Source organism: Kribbella sp. CA-245084 (assembly GCF_050942355.1).
In the GTDB taxonomy this organism is placed as follows: domain Bacteria; phylum Actinomycetota; class Actinomycetes; order Propionibacteriales; family Kribbellaceae; genus Kribbella.
The window spans coordinates 5,379,898-5,395,984 of record NZ_CP192053.1 but is presented as its reverse complement, the minus strand read 5'-3'; the positions used below and the strand labels follow the sequence as shown (position 1 = coordinate 5,395,984).

Annotated in this window: 17 protein-coding genes; 12 read left to right on the top strand and 5 right to left on the bottom strand. The window is 67.5% G+C overall.

What is annotated here, in order from left to right:
• Positions 1-10 precede the first annotated feature (10 nt).
• The 3 genes from ACQPYH_RS25720 to ACQPYH_RS25710 are packed head-to-tail and all read left to right on the top strand — an operon-like array spanning position 11 to position 2,092.
• Positions 11-1,012 carry a sugar phosphate isomerase/epimerase family protein gene (locus tag ACQPYH_RS25720; protein WP_432876195.1) on the top strand — a complete coding sequence of 334 codons (1,002 nt, stop codon included), beginning with the start codon at positions 11-13 and terminating at the stop codon, positions 1,010-1,012.
• 39 nt (positions 1,013-1,051) lie between these two features.
• Positions 1,052-1,372 (top strand): hypothetical protein, encoded by a 321-nt coding sequence (locus tag ACQPYH_RS25715; RefSeq protein WP_432876193.1) that lies wholly within the window; start codon positions 1,052-1,054, stop codon positions 1,370-1,372.
• A gap of 3 nt (positions 1,373-1,375) precedes the next feature.
• A complete protein-coding gene (locus ACQPYH_RS25710; RefSeq protein ID WP_432876191.1) occupies positions 1,376-2,092 on the top strand; it encodes a YqjF family protein in 717 nt (238 codons plus the stop codon).
• Here the strand turns inward: ACQPYH_RS25710 and ACQPYH_RS25705 are convergent.
• Positions 2,031-2,837 (bottom strand): hypothetical protein, encoded by an 807-nt coding sequence (locus ACQPYH_RS25705; RefSeq protein ID WP_432876189.1) that lies wholly within the window; start codon positions 2,835-2,837, stop codon positions 2,031-2,033. The genes ACQPYH_RS25710 and ACQPYH_RS25705 overlap by 62 nt on opposite strands.
• Positions 2,838-2,904: 67 nt before the next feature.
• Between ACQPYH_RS25705 and ACQPYH_RS25700 the strand changes: the two genes are divergently transcribed.
• The 3 genes from ACQPYH_RS25700 (at position 2,905) to ACQPYH_RS25690 (ending at position 4,422) form a co-directional block, all read left to right on the top strand.
• Positions 2,905-3,399 carry a MarR family winged helix-turn-helix transcriptional regulator gene (locus ACQPYH_RS25700; protein WP_432876187.1) on the top strand — a complete coding sequence of 165 codons (495 nt, stop codon included), beginning with the start codon at positions 2,905-2,907 and terminating at the stop codon, positions 3,397-3,399.
• 73 nt (positions 3,400-3,472) lie between these two features.
• Complete coding sequence (locus ACQPYH_RS25695; RefSeq protein WP_432876185.1) at positions 3,473-3,637, top strand: hypothetical protein; 165 nt, start codon at positions 3,473-3,475, stop codon at positions 3,635-3,637.
• Positions 3,634-4,422: a GNAT family N-acetyltransferase gene (locus tag ACQPYH_RS25690; protein WP_432876183.1), complete on the top strand. Its 789-nt coding sequence runs from the start codon at positions 3,634-3,636 to the stop codon at positions 4,420-4,422. The genes ACQPYH_RS25695 and ACQPYH_RS25690 overlap by 4 nt, the downstream gene beginning before the upstream one ends.
• On the opposite strand, the gene ACQPYH_RS25685 is transcribed toward ACQPYH_RS25690, so the two are convergent.
• Together ACQPYH_RS25685 and ACQPYH_RS25680 are read right to left on the bottom strand one after the other, a co-directional pair.
• Positions 4,419-4,997, bottom strand: a complete 579-nt coding sequence (locus ACQPYH_RS25685) for a GNAT family N-acetyltransferase (protein ID WP_432876181.1) — start codon at positions 4,995-4,997, stop codon at positions 4,419-4,421. The genes ACQPYH_RS25690 and ACQPYH_RS25685 overlap by 4 nt on opposite strands.
• Positions 4,994-5,788: an SGNH/GDSL hydrolase family protein gene (locus ACQPYH_RS25680; RefSeq protein ID WP_432876179.1), complete on the bottom strand. Its 795-nt coding sequence runs from the start codon at positions 5,786-5,788 to the stop codon at positions 4,994-4,996. Before ACQPYH_RS25680 ends, ACQPYH_RS25685 begins: the two co-directional genes overlap by 4 nt.
• Positions 5,789-5,858: 70 nt before the next feature.
• Here ACQPYH_RS25680 and ACQPYH_RS25675 point away from each other — a divergent pair, with 70 nt between their 5' ends.
• The 6 genes from ACQPYH_RS25675 (at position 5,859) to ACQPYH_RS25650 (ending at position 14,599) form a co-directional block, all read left to right on the top strand.
• Entirely contained in the window at positions 5,859-8,849 is a 2,991-nt protein-coding gene (locus ACQPYH_RS25675) for a sacsin N-terminal ATP-binding-like domain-containing protein (protein WP_432876177.1), read from the top strand.
• Positions 8,850-9,099: 250 nt separating this feature from the next.
• Positions 9,100-10,938 (top strand): ABC transporter substrate-binding protein, encoded by a 1,839-nt coding sequence (locus tag ACQPYH_RS25670; protein WP_432876176.1) that lies wholly within the window; start codon positions 9,100-9,102, stop codon positions 10,936-10,938.
• A complete protein-coding gene (locus tag ACQPYH_RS25665) occupies positions 10,935-12,029 on the top strand; it encodes an ABC transporter permease (protein WP_432876174.1) in 1,095 nt (364 codons plus the stop codon). Before ACQPYH_RS25670 ends, ACQPYH_RS25665 begins: the two co-directional genes overlap by 4 nt.
• Positions 12,030-12,034: 5 nt before the next feature.
• Positions 12,035-12,910, top strand: a complete 876-nt coding sequence (locus ACQPYH_RS25660) for an ABC transporter permease (protein WP_432876172.1) — start codon at positions 12,035-12,037, stop codon at positions 12,908-12,910.
• On the top strand, positions 12,903-13,715 hold the full coding sequence (locus ACQPYH_RS25655; protein WP_432876170.1) for an ABC transporter ATP-binding protein: 813 nt from the start codon (positions 12,903-12,905) through the stop codon (positions 13,713-13,715). The genes ACQPYH_RS25660 and ACQPYH_RS25655 overlap by 8 nt, the downstream gene beginning before the upstream one ends.
• Positions 13,712-14,599, top strand: a complete 888-nt coding sequence (locus ACQPYH_RS25650; protein WP_432876168.1) for an ABC transporter ATP-binding protein — start codon at positions 13,712-13,714, stop codon at positions 14,597-14,599. The genes ACQPYH_RS25655 and ACQPYH_RS25650 overlap by 4 nt, the downstream gene beginning before the upstream one ends.
• A 14-nt stretch (positions 14,600-14,613) precedes the next feature.
• Here ACQPYH_RS25650 and ACQPYH_RS25645 read toward each other — a convergent pair whose 3' ends face one another.
• Both ACQPYH_RS25645 and ACQPYH_RS25640 read right to left on the bottom strand, forming a co-directional pair.
• Positions 14,614-15,501: a hypothetical protein gene (locus tag ACQPYH_RS25645; RefSeq protein WP_432876166.1), complete on the bottom strand. Its 888-nt coding sequence runs from the start codon at positions 15,499-15,501 to the stop codon at positions 14,614-14,616.
• On the bottom strand, positions 15,498-15,992 hold the full coding sequence (locus ACQPYH_RS25640; protein WP_432876164.1) for a SigE family RNA polymerase sigma factor: 495 nt from the start codon (positions 15,990-15,992) through the stop codon (positions 15,498-15,500). The genes ACQPYH_RS25645 and ACQPYH_RS25640 overlap by 4 nt, the downstream gene beginning before the upstream one ends.
• Positions 15,993-16,087 lie beyond the last annotated feature (95 nt).

Sequence of the window (16,087 nt, the reverse complement as noted above, 5' to 3'; positions counted from 1 at the left end):
AGCAGACGACATGGCTCGACCGATCACGTTGTTCACCGGGCAGTGGGCCGACCTGCCGTTCGAAGAGGTGGCCCGGCTGGCGGCCTCATGGGGCTACGAGGGTCTCGAGATCGCCTGCTGGGGCGACCATCTCGACGTACGGCGGGCGGCCGAGGATCCGGCGTACGTGCAGGACCGTCTCGACATCCTTGAGAAGAACAACCTCAAGGTGTGGACGATCTCCAACCACCTGCTCGGGCAGGCGGTCTGCGACGATCCGATCGACCAGCGGCACCAGGCGATCCTGCCCGCGCACATCTGGGGTGACGGTGATCCGGAAGGTGTCCGGCAGCGGGCGGCGGAGGAGATGAAGACCACCGCTCGGGCTGCGCGTGCGCTCGGCGTCGACGTGGTGGTCGGGTTCACCGGATCGTCGATCTGGAAGACGGTCGCGATGTTCCCGCCGGTGCCGCCGGCGATGCTCGAGGCCGGGTACCAGGACTTCGCGGACCGGTGGAACCCGATCCTCGACGTGTTCGACGAGGTGGGTGTGAAGTTCGCCCACGAGGTGCACCCGTCGGAGATCGCGTACGACTACTGGTCGACGACTGCCACGCTCGAGGCGATCGGGCACCGGCCGGCGTTCGGGCTGAACTGGGACCCGTCGCACTTCGTCTGGCAGGACCTCGACCCGGTCGGGTTCCTGTGGGACTTCAAGGACCGGATCTACCACGTCGACTGCAAGGACGCGAAGCGTCAGGTCGGCAACGGCCGCAACGGGCGGATGGGTTCGCACCTCGCCTGGGGCGACCCGCGGCGCGGTTGGGACTTCGTCTCCACCGGTCACGGCGACGTCCCGTGGGAGGCGTGCTTCCGGATGCTCAACACGATCGGGTACGACGGCCCGATCTCGGTCGAGTGGGAAGACGCCGGCATGGACCGCCTGGTCGGCGCGGCCGAAGCAGTCCAGTTCGTCCGCTCCCTCGCCTTCGACGCCCCGACCGCATCCTTCGACGCGGCGTTCTCGTCCTAGTGTCGTAGATCCGGGACCTCCAACGGTTACGCTCGGCCTATGAGTGCTGGAAAGTACGCCGCGCAGATCGTGGAGGTCCCGGACCACGGCATCAAGTTGGAGCCGGTGGAGGGTACGACCGTCCCGGACGGGCCCAACGAGGTGAACCTGCTCGGGATGTCGATCGCGTTGGCGCTGGGCGCTGCGGGGTATCACCACCACGCCGAGCAGCGCGATCCCGAGCTGCAGACGCTGGACGCGTTGCTCGCCGGCGATGCGGTGATGCCGTGGAAGCCGGCCGAGGCCGGGAGTACGGCGTACATCGTGTGTGAACTGAACGATGGGCGGCCGACCTGCGAGGTCCGTCCCACAGCTGACTAGCTGATGTGGCCGGCGGCTCCGACGCTCCGACGACCGCGGATCCTGCGGCAGCGCTGGCTCGATCTGACCTTCCTGCATTGGGCTGTCGAGCCGGCTGCGGTCGCGCACTTCTTCCCGCCGGGCACGCGTCCGGACACGTTCGAGGGACGCACGTACGTCGGTCTCGTGCCGTTCCGCATGGTCGACACCGGGCTGCCGCACGGTCCGGGCGTGCCGTACTTCGGCTCGTTCCTGGAGACGAACATCCGGCTCTACTCGATCGACGAGACCGGTCGGCGTGGTGTCGTGTTCCTCAGCCTCGACGCGAACCGGCTGGCGGTGGTCGCAGCGGCGCGGACTGTCTTCGGACTGCCGTATCGGTGGGCCCACATGAGTCACGTGCGCGACGGCGACCACCACACCTACACGTCGAGGTTGCGCGGGATCGAGTCAGCTGTCGGGATCTCGCTGGGGGAGCGCTTGCCTGTCGGGCCGCTCGAAGACTTCCTCACCGCGCGCTGGGGTCTGCATATCGAGCGCGCCGGCCGCACCTGGTACCTGCCCAACGAGCATCCTCCGTGGATCCTGCACTCCGCGACGCTCACTTCGCTGGACGCTGACGCCTTGCTGAAGTCCGTCGGTCTGGTGCCTCCGCAGCGGCCGCCGGATCATGTCGCGTTCAGCGCTGGGGTGCCTGCTGCGTTCGGTCTGCCATCAGGGCAGCTGTCTCCCGGACGATGAACTTCAGATCCACCTGGGTCGCCCAGCGGTTGACCTCGGCTGCCAGCGCTTGCGAGCCGGCGGTGTCGCCCTCGTCGCGCAGCAGTACGGCGAGCAGCGTCTGCTGGGCGAGCGCACCGAGCAGATGGCCGACCTTCTGCCGCAGCTCGGTCGATCGCTCCCAGTGTTGTCTCGCCAGCGCGAGGTCTCCCGCGGTGTGCGCGTGGTCGCCGAGATGCCTGAGCGCGAGCGACATCAGCAACTCGTCGCCTGCCTTCTCGCCCAGTTGGTACGCCGTTGTGTAGTGCGCGAACGCCTCCGCCGACTGGTCGTAGAGGTTGTCCGCCATCACACCCGCATAGAAGGTGACGGCTCCGCGGCGGGCATCGTCCGGAGCGTCCGCAATGAGCTGCTGGGCGCGTCGCGCGAGGGTCCCGTCGTCGGCACGCGAACCGAACAGGACGGTCGAATAGTCCTTCCGAAGCTTCATCATCGCCAGATCCCAGCACTGCGCGAGAGAAGGCCCGGCGGCTCGGGCGGCCGGGAACGCGGCTTCCGCGGCCGCGATCGCGGCATGGGCCTGGTCGGTCTGCTGCGCGAAGTCCTGGTCCGTTGCCACCTCGGCGCGGGCCAGCGCGAGGGTGACCTTCTCGGCGGGATCGTCGGCTCGGGCTGCGTTCAGGAGGGCGGTGGCGGCGGGCCACTGGCCGGCGCGCATGAGGTGAGTGGCGGCGGTGACGACATCTGCGGCTGCAAGCTGGCTCATGCCCGAAAGGGTATTTCGACGTCGAAATATTTGACAACTAACCTTCACCGGCTGAAAAGTTAGTCGGGTGAAGGACTTTGTGGATGCACATGTCGACCTCTGGGCCGGTCAGTTGCCCGGGCTGGATCCTGAGGTCGAGGGGATCACGGTCCGCATGCAGGTCCTGACGCGGTACCTCGAGCGCCGGCGTGAGGCCGTGCTCGCGGCGTACGGACTGCAGTTGTGGGAGTTCAAGACGCTCCACATGCTCCGGCGCGGCGGTACGCCGTACCGCGAGACGCCGGGCGGGTTGGCCAAGCAGCTCGGGATGTCCGCGGCGGCGCTGACCAATCGGCTGGATGCGCTGGAGCGGCGCGGATTCATCGATCGCGCGCACGACCGTGACGACCGGCGCAAGGTGGTCGCGACACTCACCCGGACCGGGAGCGACCTCTGGGAGCGTGCCATCGGCGATATCAGCCGGGTCGAGGAGGAGCTGGTCCATCAACTGCCGGGCGCTGACCGCACCCTGCTCAACGATCTCCTTCGGCAGCTGGTTGTCCTCGCCGAGAAAGATTCTTAGCCGAGGCATGTCAATCTCAGCGGGTCGGCTCCGACGTAGGGGTGTAAGCGCCAAGAGCCTGGAGGACCGACCGATGGAACCGCTGAACCTGATGGTCTCGCTGAGCCACTTCGCCAACGACAACCGCGACCACAAGCACGGCCTGAGCGAAGGCGCCGGTCGCCGTCGCCGCACGAACAAGAGCGCCCGTCGTCGCAGTTGGTGGGTGATCCGATCGCGTGTCAGAGTCCTTTCGTGACTGATGCCTCGAAGAGCGAGCAGTTGCTCGCCGTGTACGACGACCAACTGCGCGGAACCAGTGAGAGCGCGGACGTGCCGACGAGCATGGACGGCCCGGTGATCCGGGTCGAGTACCCGAGCCGCGGGTTCGTCAGCTACCGCACGCTCGACGGCCTCGACAGCGCCGAGATCGACGCCCTGATCGCCCGCCAGCGCGACTACTTCGCGGCGAAGGGCCAAGCGGTCGAATGGAAGCTCCGCGGCCACGACCAGCCCGCCGACCTGCCGGACCGGCTGCGCGCCGCCGGGTTCGAGCCCGAGGAGCAGGAGACCGTGCTCGTCGCCGAGAGCGCCGACATCGCCGAGCGCCTCCGCGGCCGCGACGCGGTCGATGGCGTCACGATCCGTCTGGTCTCCGACCGCGCCGACTTCGAGCGGATCGCCGCCATGGAGTCGACCGTCTGGAACGACGATTGGTCCTGGCTCACCGACGACCTGGTACGCCGGCACGCCGCCGGCACCGACATCTTCGTCGCCGAGGTCGACGGCCAGGTGGTGTCTGCCGCCTGGGCCGTGTACAAGAAGGGCACCGAGTTCACCGGCCTGTGGGGCGGATCAACGCTCGCCGAGTGGCGCGGCAAGGGCATCTACAAGGCACTCGTCGCCGTACGCGCCGCCCGTGCGGTCGAGCTCGGCTACAAGTACCTCCACGTCGACGCGTCCGACGACAGCTCCCCGATCCTGCAGCGCCTCGGCTTCCTCGCGGTCACCACCACGACGCCGTACGTGCACAAGCCGGCCTAGCGGGCGGCGCGGTACATCGAGTAGTGCGTGGGGCCGCGGTGCGGGAGCTCCAGTTCGGCGGTCGTGGTGAAGCCGAAGGACTCGTAGAAGCCCACGTTTGCGGGGTCCTGGGTCTCGACGAACGCGGGGGAGTGGGCGGCGTCGGCCGCGGCGAGACCCGGTTCGATGACCGCGTGGCCCAGGCCTTGGCGTTGGCGATCGGGATCGACCCCGGCGAGCGCGAGCAGCCAGACCGGCTCGCGCGGGTGGAAGGCCCCGATCGCCTGGCCGAACTCCGCGTTGAGCGCGGCGCGGGAGCCGGTGAGTTCCTCGAACGCGGCGGCATGTGGCGCGAACGCGTCCGCCGGCATGTCCGGTGGGAACCAGAGCGCGACCGCGCTCACGTCGTCGGTGACCCAGATCCGCCCGTGCGGCAGGCCGATCCCTTCGACGAACAGCCGGTGGTACGCCGTGAGTCGTTCGTCGTACCCGTCCGGGTCGAGGCAGGCCCGGGACATCGGATAGTCGAACAATGCGCGGGTGAGCGTTCCGACCGCCGCGTCGACGTCCGATTCGGTTGCCTCACGCACCTTCATGTCCGCAGTACCTCGATGATCAGGTCGGCGACGCCGCGCATGCCCGCCGCATTCGGGTGGTACGGAACGAAGCCGCCGAGGTTCGGCGGCAACATCGTGAACCCGGTCGTCCACGGCTCTGGCGAACCGATCGCGTGATCGCTACTCGCGGCCGACGCCGCGATCAGGTCGGCACCCGTTGCCGCCGCGGCCTTCGCGAACGCGCCGGCCAGACCGTCCGCCATCATCGCGACGCTCGGCAACTGCTCCTCGTTCAGCGGTACGTCGAGCCGCGCCCGCGTGCCCGGTCCGACCAGGCTGAGGTAGTCGACGAGCAGGATCCGCGCGTTCGGTGAACGCTCCTGCGCCTGCTCGACGACCTTGGTCAGCGAGTCCGCGACGGTCTGGTACGACGCTTCGTCCTTGAGGTAGCTGACCCGCGCGCGGATCCGGTTCGCGACGCGGCGGCCGAGGATCGTGGCGGGCTTCGCGATCGTGTTCAGGAAGCTCCCGCGCAGGAACGTGCCGACGTACTCGAGATCGTTGCCGCCGACGGTGATCGTGACGAGCGCGGTCTCCGGGGTAACCGCTTCGAGTTGCGGTGGAGCGTCGTCCTGCGCCGTGTCGAGCAGGTGTGCGGTGGTGGCGCCGGAGTACGAGACGTCCGTGAGCTCGAGGCCGAGCTCTGCGGCGACCAGATGCGCGTAGTTGTTGCCCGAACGGCCTGCGGGCGGGTGCACGATCGGGCTGATCCCCGGCCCAGCCGCGAACGAACTACCGAGGGCGACGTACCGACTCCCAGATGCGATCACCGGACCACGATAGATGATGAAGACGCACCCAACCCGGGGTGTTCGTTCCAGTGAACGTCATACTTCGTCGGTGACTGATGACGTGTTCGGTACGGCGGGGATCCGCGAACGGGTGCTGGCCGGATGGGCGGCCGCACCGGTGCGATTCCGCGAAGACGCGAACGCCGAGGAGGAGCTGGCCCTCGGCGGGTACGTCGATCGGCTCGTCATCGAGCTGGCCCAGAACGCCGCCGATGCGGCCGCACGCGCCGGCGTACCAGGGCGCGTGTTGTTCGAGTTCAAGAACAACACGCTGGTCGTGGCGAACACCGGTGCGCCGTTGGACGCGGAGGGCGTTGAGTCGCTGGCAACCTTGAGGGCATCGGCGAAGCGTGAAGAGCCTTCGGTGGGCAGGTTCGGGGTCGGTTTCTCGGCTGTGCTTGCGGTGACCGACGAACCGGTCGTGCTGTCGCGCACCGGCGGGGTGCGGTTCTCGAAGGCCGACACCGCGGCCGCGATCGCCGGGCTCGCAGCTGATCTCGACACCGAGGTACGGCGACGTGACGGGCAGGTTCCTGTTCTTCGCCTCCCGTTCGAAGCGGACGGCGAACCGCCTGCGGACTACGACACAGCCGTCATCCTGCCCCTCCGCGACGAGGCGGCCGCCGCGCTCGTCCGGCGCCTGCTCGCCGAAGCCGACGACGCACTTCTCCTCGCCCTGCCCGGCCTCCACCGCATCGAAATCGAGACCGACGACGACCACCGAGTCCTCCAAGACGCTGAGTCCCGCTGGCACATCCACCGCACCGGCGGTGTGTTCGACACCGCTGAACGCGAGCAGTTGCTCGCGGACCGCCCAACCGAGGAACGCTCTCGCCCGAGTTGGTCGGTCACCTGGGCACTACCCCGCGTCCCGCAGCCGCCGCAGCTGCAGGGTGCGCCGGGTATGCCGGCGGTCGTGCCCGCAGTTGCCTATGCGCCCACGCCCACGGACGAGCCCGTGTCGCTCGGTGCGTTGCTGTTGGCAACTTTCCCGCTCGACTCCACCCGACGGCATGTTGCCAAAGGCCCGTTGACCGAACGCCTGGTCCGGGAGGCGGCCGGCTCGTTCGCCGACCTCCTGAGGCAGCGAGCCGGTCACGGCGACGACGTACTGCGGCTGGTGCCGACCGGGCTCGCGGCCGGGGTGCTGGACCGGATGCTGCGGGAAGAGATTCTGAGTCGTCTGCCGGCTACGCCGATGGTGAGGGCCGTCGAGGGCACGACCCTGCTACGGCCGCGCGACGCAGTGGTGGTGGAGGGCGCGGACGACGCGTTCAACGAGAAGCTGGCGCCGATCGTGCCGGGCCTGATCAGGTCGCGGCGGGAGGATCGGTTGGCGCTGGATGCCTTGCAGGTAAGGCGTTTGGAGCTGGTCGAAGTTGTGGATCAGCTTGGGGGAGAGGAGCCGGCCGAGTGGTGGCGAGGGCTGTACAGCTCGCTCACCAGCATGGTCACCGATGCGCTGATCCGGGAGTCGCTCGGCACGCTTCCTGTGCCGCTTGCTGACGGGCGGCTGGTGCGGGGCGCACGCGGGTTGCTGTTGCCCGGCCCGGAGATCCCGGTCGACATTCTGGCCGCTTTTGGCGAGTACGGCGTACGCGTCGTGCATCCCGACGCCGTCGACCCAGCACTTGAACGGCTCGGCGCGATCCCCGCCACCCCGCGATCTCTCCTCGAGGACAGCGCCGTCCGCACCGCGGTCGAGCACTGCGCCGAGTCCGACGACCCCGACGCGATCGCCCACGCCGTACTCAGCCTCGTCGCTGCCGACCCAGCCCAAGCCGGAGGCCTCTGGTGGCTCAACGACCTCGTACTGCGCGACGCCGATGGCGAGCTGGTCCCCGCAAACGCCTTGGTTGTCGAGGGTTCTGACGCACAAGCCATCCTCGACCCCGACGAGGTCGCGCCCATCGCCGGCGACGTGCTCGAGCGCTACGGCCTGCCCGCGCTCGAAGCCGTCGGCGTGCTCGCGACCCTCGGCGTCGTCGCCGCTTCCGATGTCGCGCTCGACCAACTCCCCGAAGCCGTCCAGGACCTCGACGCGATCGAGGACTGGGCGTACGACGTCGCACCCGAAGGCTCCCGGTACGGCGCAACCGTCGGCGAACTCGAGGCGATCCGCGACCTCGACTGGATCACCGACGCCAACTGGCCGAAAGCCCTGCACATCATGGGTTCTGAGCCGGATCTCCGTCGCGCACTCGTCACCCAGGTCCGCGTCGTCGGCCCGGACGACCGGCCGCTCGGCGTACCGTCGTACGCCGCCTGGTGGATCCGCGAGCATGTCATCCTCGACGACGGCGAACCGCTCGCCGGACGTGCCGACCCCGAAGCCGAGCCGGTGCTCGCGACCTTCCTCGACGAAGCGCCTGCCTGGACCGCCGCCCTCGATCCAGAGGTGCGTACTGCGGTTGGGCTGGTCCGCGACGTCGGCGACCTCGACGCCGACGGCATCAGCCTCGTCCTGGACCGACTGGTCGACCCGGAGCGTGACGTCGACGCGGCCTCGATCCTGCGGCTGTGGACCCGGCTCGGCACGCTCGCACTGTTCCCCGGCGATGCGCCGGAGCAGACCCGGGTGCTCGACGCGGACGGCGTGACCCGGGTGATCGACGCGGACCAGGCCGTCGTCGTCGACGGGCCGATGTGGGTGCAGCGGGAGGACCTCGGCGGGTTCGTGATCGGGTCCGGCGCCGCGGCCGACGGGCTGAGCGACCTCCTCGACGTACCGATGGCGCAAGAGATTGCCGAGGGCAAGATCGACGGCGAGGGGACGGCGGCCGACGTACCGCCGATCGTCCGCGAACTCGTCCCCGAGGTGCCGGCGACCTGGTGGGAGCACGAGGAGCTCACGGTCGATGGCGTCGAGGTGTCGTGGTGGGTGGACGCCGACGGCGCCCCGCACGCGGCGACGTTCGACGGCCTCGCGAAGGCCTTGGCCTGGTCCGCGGGCCGGTGGGACCGGCGGCATGTGATCCGCGCGGTTCTCAACGAACCGGACCGCAGCACCGAACTTCTGGTCGACGCCGTCTACGACTGACCGGAACCGGCCGCGGCGGCGGATCAGCACACCCTGTGACCGCCGTTGGAAGCGTTTCCGCCTCCGGGCGTCACTCAGAGCGAACCAACGTTGTCAGAGGTTGGTATATCGACTGATCTGCGGATATGACTTCATTTTTCCAACGTGGCAACGAACTCTTGCCAACGTTGTCAACGCTACTTATAGTCCGTGGCACCTCTCGGTCGGTGAACAGCTCGTCCGCGCAACGGAAACGGAGGTGACTTTCGTCATGAACGAAGCACCGCGCCCACAGTTCGAAGACGTCCAAGATGTCGTCCGCTATCAGCTGAGTCGGCGAAGCATGGTCGGCGGAGGTGCCGCGGCGGCGATGACCGCCTTCCTCGCGGCCTGCTCCGGTGGTGGCTCGTACTCCGACAAGCCCGCCAACAACAACAAGCCGGTGGCGACCAAGTCGATCCAGATCGGCAAGGCCAACATCCCGGTCCCACGCGACCAGTCGGTGATCGTGGGTCAGGTCGAGTACACCGTCTTCGACAGCTTCAACGGCATGATCCCGAACGGCTCGCCGTCGGGCGCCGGCGTGGAGCTGGCCACCGAGCCGTTGTTCTTCCTCAGCTTCGCAACCGGCAAGCTCACGCCGTGGCTGGCGACGGAGTACAAGTACAACGACGCCTTCACCGAGCTGACCCTGAAGTTCGACCCGAAGGCTCACTGGAACGACGGCCAGCCGCTGGGGGCGAACGACTTCAAGTTCACGGTGATGCTGCTGAAGGACCGGCCGGACCTCTTCGGGGGCGGCGGTGACCTGAAGGAGTTCGTCAAGTCGGTCGCGGTTCCCGACCCGCAGACGGCGGTGGTCACCTTCCTGAAGCCGGCGCCGCGCTTCCACTACAACTTCATCGCCGCGATCGCCGGTGCTCCGAACAACATCATGCCCGAGCACATCTGGAAGTCGCAGGACCCGACGAAGTACAAGGACAACCCGCCGGTCCGCAGCGGCCCGTACAAGCTGAAGCAGGCGATCCGGAACCAGAAGATGTTCGTCTGGGAGAAGGACCCGAACTACTGGAACAAGGACAAGCTCGACGTCAAGCCGCAGTACGCGGTCTACCAGAGCACGTCGAAGCAGCTCGACCAGGCGTCGCTGGCCTTCGAACGGGCCGAGTTCGATGTCGGCTCGGTCGACGAGCCGCATGCCAAGCAGCTGCGCAACACCGGCTACCCGAACCTCGTGACCACGCAGTTCCACGACCCGAACCCACGGGTCTTCTGGCTGAACTGCGACCCGGCGCGCGGCGTGATGGCGGAGCCGAAGATGCGCTGGGCGATCAACTACTGCATCGACCGGGAGAAGATCGGCAACTCGATCTGGCCGGTCAAGGTGCCGCCGGCGCAGTACCCGTGGGCGGACTACCCGACCAACGACAAGTGGAAGAACGACGACCTCGCGAACAAGTACAAGTTCGAGTTCAACCCTGACAAGGCGAGTCAGATGCTGGACGAGATCGCGCCGAAGAACGCGGCCGGCAAGCGGACGTACAAGGGCAAGGAGATCAACCTCGAGATCATCACGGTCTCGCCGGTCGACGGCGGCGAGTACGCGATCGCCAACGTGCTGAAGACCGCGCTCGCCAAGGTCGGCGTCCCGGCCACGCTGCGCAGCCTGGCCGGAAGCGTCCACGACGACAAGTTCCAGCGCGGCCAGTACGACATCGACTCCAACTGGGCCGGCTTCGCGATCGACCCGGTCCAGCTGTACACCGACTGGACCAGCGACAAGTACCAGCCGATCGGCAAGAACTCGGCCGGCAAGAACAAGATGCGGTTCCGCAACCCCGACTTCGACAAGATCATCGATCAGCTGGGCCAGCTCAACCCGGATTCGCCGGAGGCCAAGCCGCTGCTCGACCAGGCGCTGGAGATCTACTTCCAGCAACTGCCGTTGCTCGCCTCGATCCAGACCGGCTACCCGTCGTACTTCAACACGGCGTTCTGGAAGGACTGGCCGACCGACGACAACGTGTACGAGGTACCGCTGAACTGGTGGCCGCACTTCATCTTCGTGCTCGGCAAGATCAGCGCCACCGGGCAGAAGGGACCGGCGTGACGGCGGAAGCCCCGCCAGTGGTAGCTGTCGACAAGAGCCAGGACTCCGCACCCGTCTCGGGGGTGCGGGCCTGGCTGTCCCGGCATCCGCTGGCGGCGTATGCGATCCGGAGGTTCGGGCTGTACCTGGTGGAGCTGTGGGGAGCGCTGACCATCGCGTTCTTCTTCTTCCGCCTGATGCCTGGTGACCCGATCCAGACCCTGATCCAGACGCTGCAGCAGAATTACGTCTACAACGCCCAGGCCAGTGCCGAGCTGATCGCCCGGTACCGGCACGAGTTCGGTCTCGACGGCAACCTGCTCACGCAGTACCTGCGGTACATGGAGAAGCTGATCCTGCACGGCGATCTCGGGCCGAGCCTGATCAACTACCCGACGCCGGCCCAGACGGTGATCCTGCGATCGTTGCCCTGGACAATCGGTCTGCTCGGGATCTCGGCCGTGCTGGCCTGGATCCTCGGCGTGATCATGGGCGCGATCGCCGGCTGGCGGCGCGGCAAGCTCGGCTCCGCGATCGCCACCAACCTGTCGATCGCGCTGTCGCACGTGCCGTACTTCTTCGTCGCCCTGATTCTGGTGTACGTCTTCGCGTACTCGATGGGATTGTTGCCTGCGAGATCGGCGTACGACTCCAACATCAATCCCGGGTTCAGTCCGGCCTTCATCGGCAGCGTGCTGAAGTACGGATTGCTGCCCGGCCTGTCGATCGTGATCATCGGGACGTTCAGCTGGATCCTGTCCACCCGGATGCTGATGATCCCGATCCTCGGCGAGGACTACCTGGTGTACGCCGAGGCGAAGGGCCTGAAGAACTCGCGGATCCTGACCAGGTATGCGCTGCGGAACTGCTACCTGCCGCAGATCACCGCGTTCGGCATCTCGCTGGGCTTCATCTTCAACGGCAACGTGCTGGTAGAGCAGCTGTTCAACTATCCGGGGCTCGGCACGACGCTGGTCACAGCGATCCAGCAGCTCGACTTCAACACGATCCTCGGCGTCACCGACATTGCGATCTTCTCGGTGCTGACGGCCGTACTGCTCCTCGACCTCCTGCTCCCGCTGCTTGACCCGCGGGTCAAGTACTGGAAGTGATGACGATGAGACTTCTGACTGCGGTACTGCGGACGATCCGCAACAGCCGTCGCCTGGCGACCGGGCTCACCGTCCTCGCGGTGCTGGTCCTGATCGCGCTGTTCAGCCCGCTGATCGTGAAGGCGATCGGCGGCGGGCAGGACCCGATCGAGCTGGCGGCCTACGAGAAGTGGCAGGTGCCGAGCCCACAGCATCTGCTCGGCACGGACCAGTTCGGCCGGGACGTGTTCGCGATGGTGGTGAAGGCGTTGTCGGTCTCGCTGCAGATCGGCGCGATCGCCGGACTGATCTCGACGGTGGTCGGCGTGATCGTCGCATTCGTCGCCGGGTACAAGGGCGGCTGGATCGACAACGTGCTCTCCACGTTCACCGGCATCTTGTTGGTCATCCCAACGTTCCCGTTGCTGATCGCGCTGTCGGCGTACGCGAAGAACGTGAGCCTGTTCCAGGTCGGTGTGATGATCTCGATCTTCTCCTGGCCGTTCGCGGCCAAGACGATCCGCTCACAGGTGCTCTCGCTGAGAACGCGGCCGTACGTCGACCTGGCGCGGGTCAGCAAGGCGCGCGACATCGAGATCATCGTCACCGAGTTGCTGCCGAACCTGCTGCCGTTCATCGGCGTCGGTTTCGCGTCGTCGGCGCTGGGCGCGATCTTCGGACTGGTCGGCCTGGAGATCATCGGCCTCGGGCCGGGCGGCGTGATCGACCTCGGCCAGATCATCTTCAACGCGATCGGCACCGGCGCGCTGACGCTGGGCGCCTGGCCGATGTTCGTCGTACCGATCGGCCTGCTAACGTTGCTGTTCGCCGCGCTGAACATGGTGAACATCGGCCTCGAAGAGGTCTACAACCCGCGACTGAGGGGAGTGGCCGGTGAGTGACTCGGTCTTGGAGATCAAGGGCCTGGAGGTCATCTACTCCACCAACCGCGGCGACGTCCAGGCGGTCCGCGGGATCGACCTCGACGTACGTCGAGGTGAGATCCTCGGGATCGCGGGGGAGTCGGGCAGCGGCAAGAGCACGCTCGCGGTCGCACTGCTGCGGCTCCTGAAGGCGCCGGGCAAGGTGACCGGCGGCTCGGTGATGTTCCACCCCGCCGGCCGGTCGCCGGTGGACCTGCTCAAGGTGCAGGGCGAAGAGCTGCGGGTACTGCGGTGGAGCGCGCTGTCGTATCTCCCGCAGGGTTCGATGAGCTCGCTCAACCCGGTGATGCGCGTCCACGACCAGTTCAAGGACGTGATCGTCGAGCACGCGCCGAACCGGAAGGAAGCGGTCGGCGACATGATCCCGCGGCTGCTCGGCCAGGTCGGTCTGGAGCCGCGGGTGGCCCGGATGTACCCGCACGAGCTGTCCGGCGGGATGAAGCAGCGGGTGCTGATGGCGATCGCGGTCGCACTCGAACCCGACCTGGTGATCGCGGACGAGCCGACCACCGCGCTCGACGTGACGATCCAGCGGGTGATCCTGCAGTCGCTCGCCGATCTGCGGACCGACTTCGGCGTGACGCTGATGGTGATCTCGCACGACATGGGTGTGCACGCGCAGTTGGCCGACCGGGTCGCGGTGATGTACGAGGGCAGGCTGGTCGAGGTCGGCGACGTACGCCAGGTGTTCAAGGATCCGCACGATCCCTACACCCGGCAGCTGATCGAATCCATCCCGCAGGTAGGACGGAGGGCATCGTGAAGTCAGAACTCGAACTTCGTGGCGTACAGCAACGATTCCACGCCCGTGGGGTCGCCGACGGGTATGTGACCGCGGTCGACGACGTCAGCTTCAGCCTCGCCGCGTCGCCGCCGCAGATCGTCAGCCTGGTGGGTCAGAGCGGCAGCGGGAAGAGCACGATCGCCCGCAACGTGCTCGGCCTGCAGAAGCCGACGGCCGGCTCGGTGCTGTACGGCGGCAAGGACATCTTCAAGCTGAGCCGGTCGGAGTACGACGCCTACCGGCGCGACGTGCAGCCGGTCTTCCAGGACCCGTACGCGATCTTCAATCCCTTCTACCGGGTGGATCGCGTGCTGTGGAAGGCGGTCAAGAAGTTCAAGCTGGCCTCCACCCGCGAGGCGGGGCTGAAGCTGATCGAGGAGTCCCTGCAGGCGGTCCGGCTGGAGCCGGAGAACGTGCTCGGACGGTACCCGCACCAGCTGTCCGGCGGGCAGCGCCAGCGCATCATGCTGGCCCGGGTCCACATGCTCCGCCCGTCGTTCATCATCGCCGACGAGCCGGTGTCGATGCTGGATGCCCAGGTCCGCAAGCACTTCCTGGACATCCTGCTCGACTTCCAGCGCGAACACGGCATGACCACGCTGTTCATCACCCACGACCTGTCAACGGTGTACTACCTGGGCGGCGAGGTCATGGTCATCACCAAGGGCCAGATCGTCGAACGCGGCCCGGTCGCCACGGTTATGCACGAGCCTGAACACCCGTACACGAAGCTCCTGCTCGACTCGATCCCGTCCCCCGACCCCGACCAGCGCTGGACCACCCGCATCCAGGTCGACGAACTCGAACGCCTGGACGACAACGTCCCCGCCGACGCCACCAAGCCGGAGGCGCCGATCCTCTAATCCCCGCGGCCTGATCAGGCGCTGATCTTGAACTTCGCCGACGTCGCCAGCTCGGCCAGCTGGCGGCCGGTGAACACCGGCTGCGTGAGCGGCGACCGCCCCGACTGGTCGCTCTTCTTGGCCTGTGCGACGAACACGACGGTGCCGTCGGCATACCGGTAGGCGGCCCATTGGTCGTAACTGCCCTTCCCGTTGGTCGTCAGCACGCCGACCTTCTTGCCGCCGACGTCCATGACGCTGCAGGCTCCGGTCCCGCCCCAGAACCTCTGCGCGAGCTTGCACGGGGTCGTCGCCGGCTTCCCGTCGGGCGTGGTCGACTGCGCGAACACCTGCCCGACCCGGTCGCCTTTCTGCACCGGGATGGTCGCCGCGTACTCCCAGTAGTCCTGCTCTCCGTCGTTGGAGGCGTACTGGCTCTGCGGCCATCTCATCGATCTGCCGTCCGGGAACTTCAGGTTCGGCTGGCTGAACCCGGCCGGTACTGCGGAGCTCAGATCGTTCATCAGCGTGACGGCCCGTTCGGCGCGCGGACCCGTGGTCGCCGTACGGTCCACCTGGCCCTCCGGCCACGGGTCGTTGGACTTCCGCGTCTTCGGGGCCACGGTGCCGACCGGCGACGGGGTGGTGGTCACCGGCGTCGAGGTGGACGGTGGCTGCGGCGTGGTGGTGACGCCTGCCACCATCGGGCCCGTCGAGCGGTTGCCGGCGTAGTTCGCGATCAGCACGGGACCGGCCCCGGCGACGACCACCAGCGCGGCGACGGTGGCCCCGGCCCAGGTCACCTGGCGCCGCTTGCGCGCCCGGCGGGCCTGCTCGAGCACGCGCCCAGGATCCATCGACTCCGGCGGACGGCTGCGCACGATCACGTCGTGGAATGCCTCGTTCAGATCCTCTTCGTTCATCGAACCCTCTCCTGTTCAAGCAACCCCCGCAGCGTTGCCAGCCCGCGGGCGGCCTGGCTCTTGACCGTTCCGGCCGAGCAGTCGAGCAGCGCGGCTGTCTGCTCGACCGACTGGTCCTCCCAGTACCGCAGGACCAGCACGGCGCGTTGCCTCGGCGGCACCTTCACGAGTGCCTCCAGCAACAGGAGCCGCTCGTCGGCGAGGTCGGGTGACGGCACGGCCCGGTCGGCCTGCTCGGACCCGACCGACTCGTGCCGGAACCACCCTCGGCGCCGCTCGGACAGGAATGTGCGGACGAGCGTCTGCCTGGTGTAGCTGTCCATCGCCCCGTGCCGCTGAATCCGGCGCCACGCCAGGTAGATCTTCGTGAACGTCTGCTGGACCAGATCCTCCGCGCGATGCCAGTCCCCGCAGAGCAGGTATGCCGTGCCGCGCATGGCATCGGAACGTGCCGCGAAATACGCCTCGAACTCGGCGTCCCGATCACTCATCTGCTCTCCCATCCTCGATTCCCGGGTTAAACACGCCTACCGGGGCGAATCCGGTTGCATCGCAGGAGGGAGGAATTTTACCGACACCGAGGGCC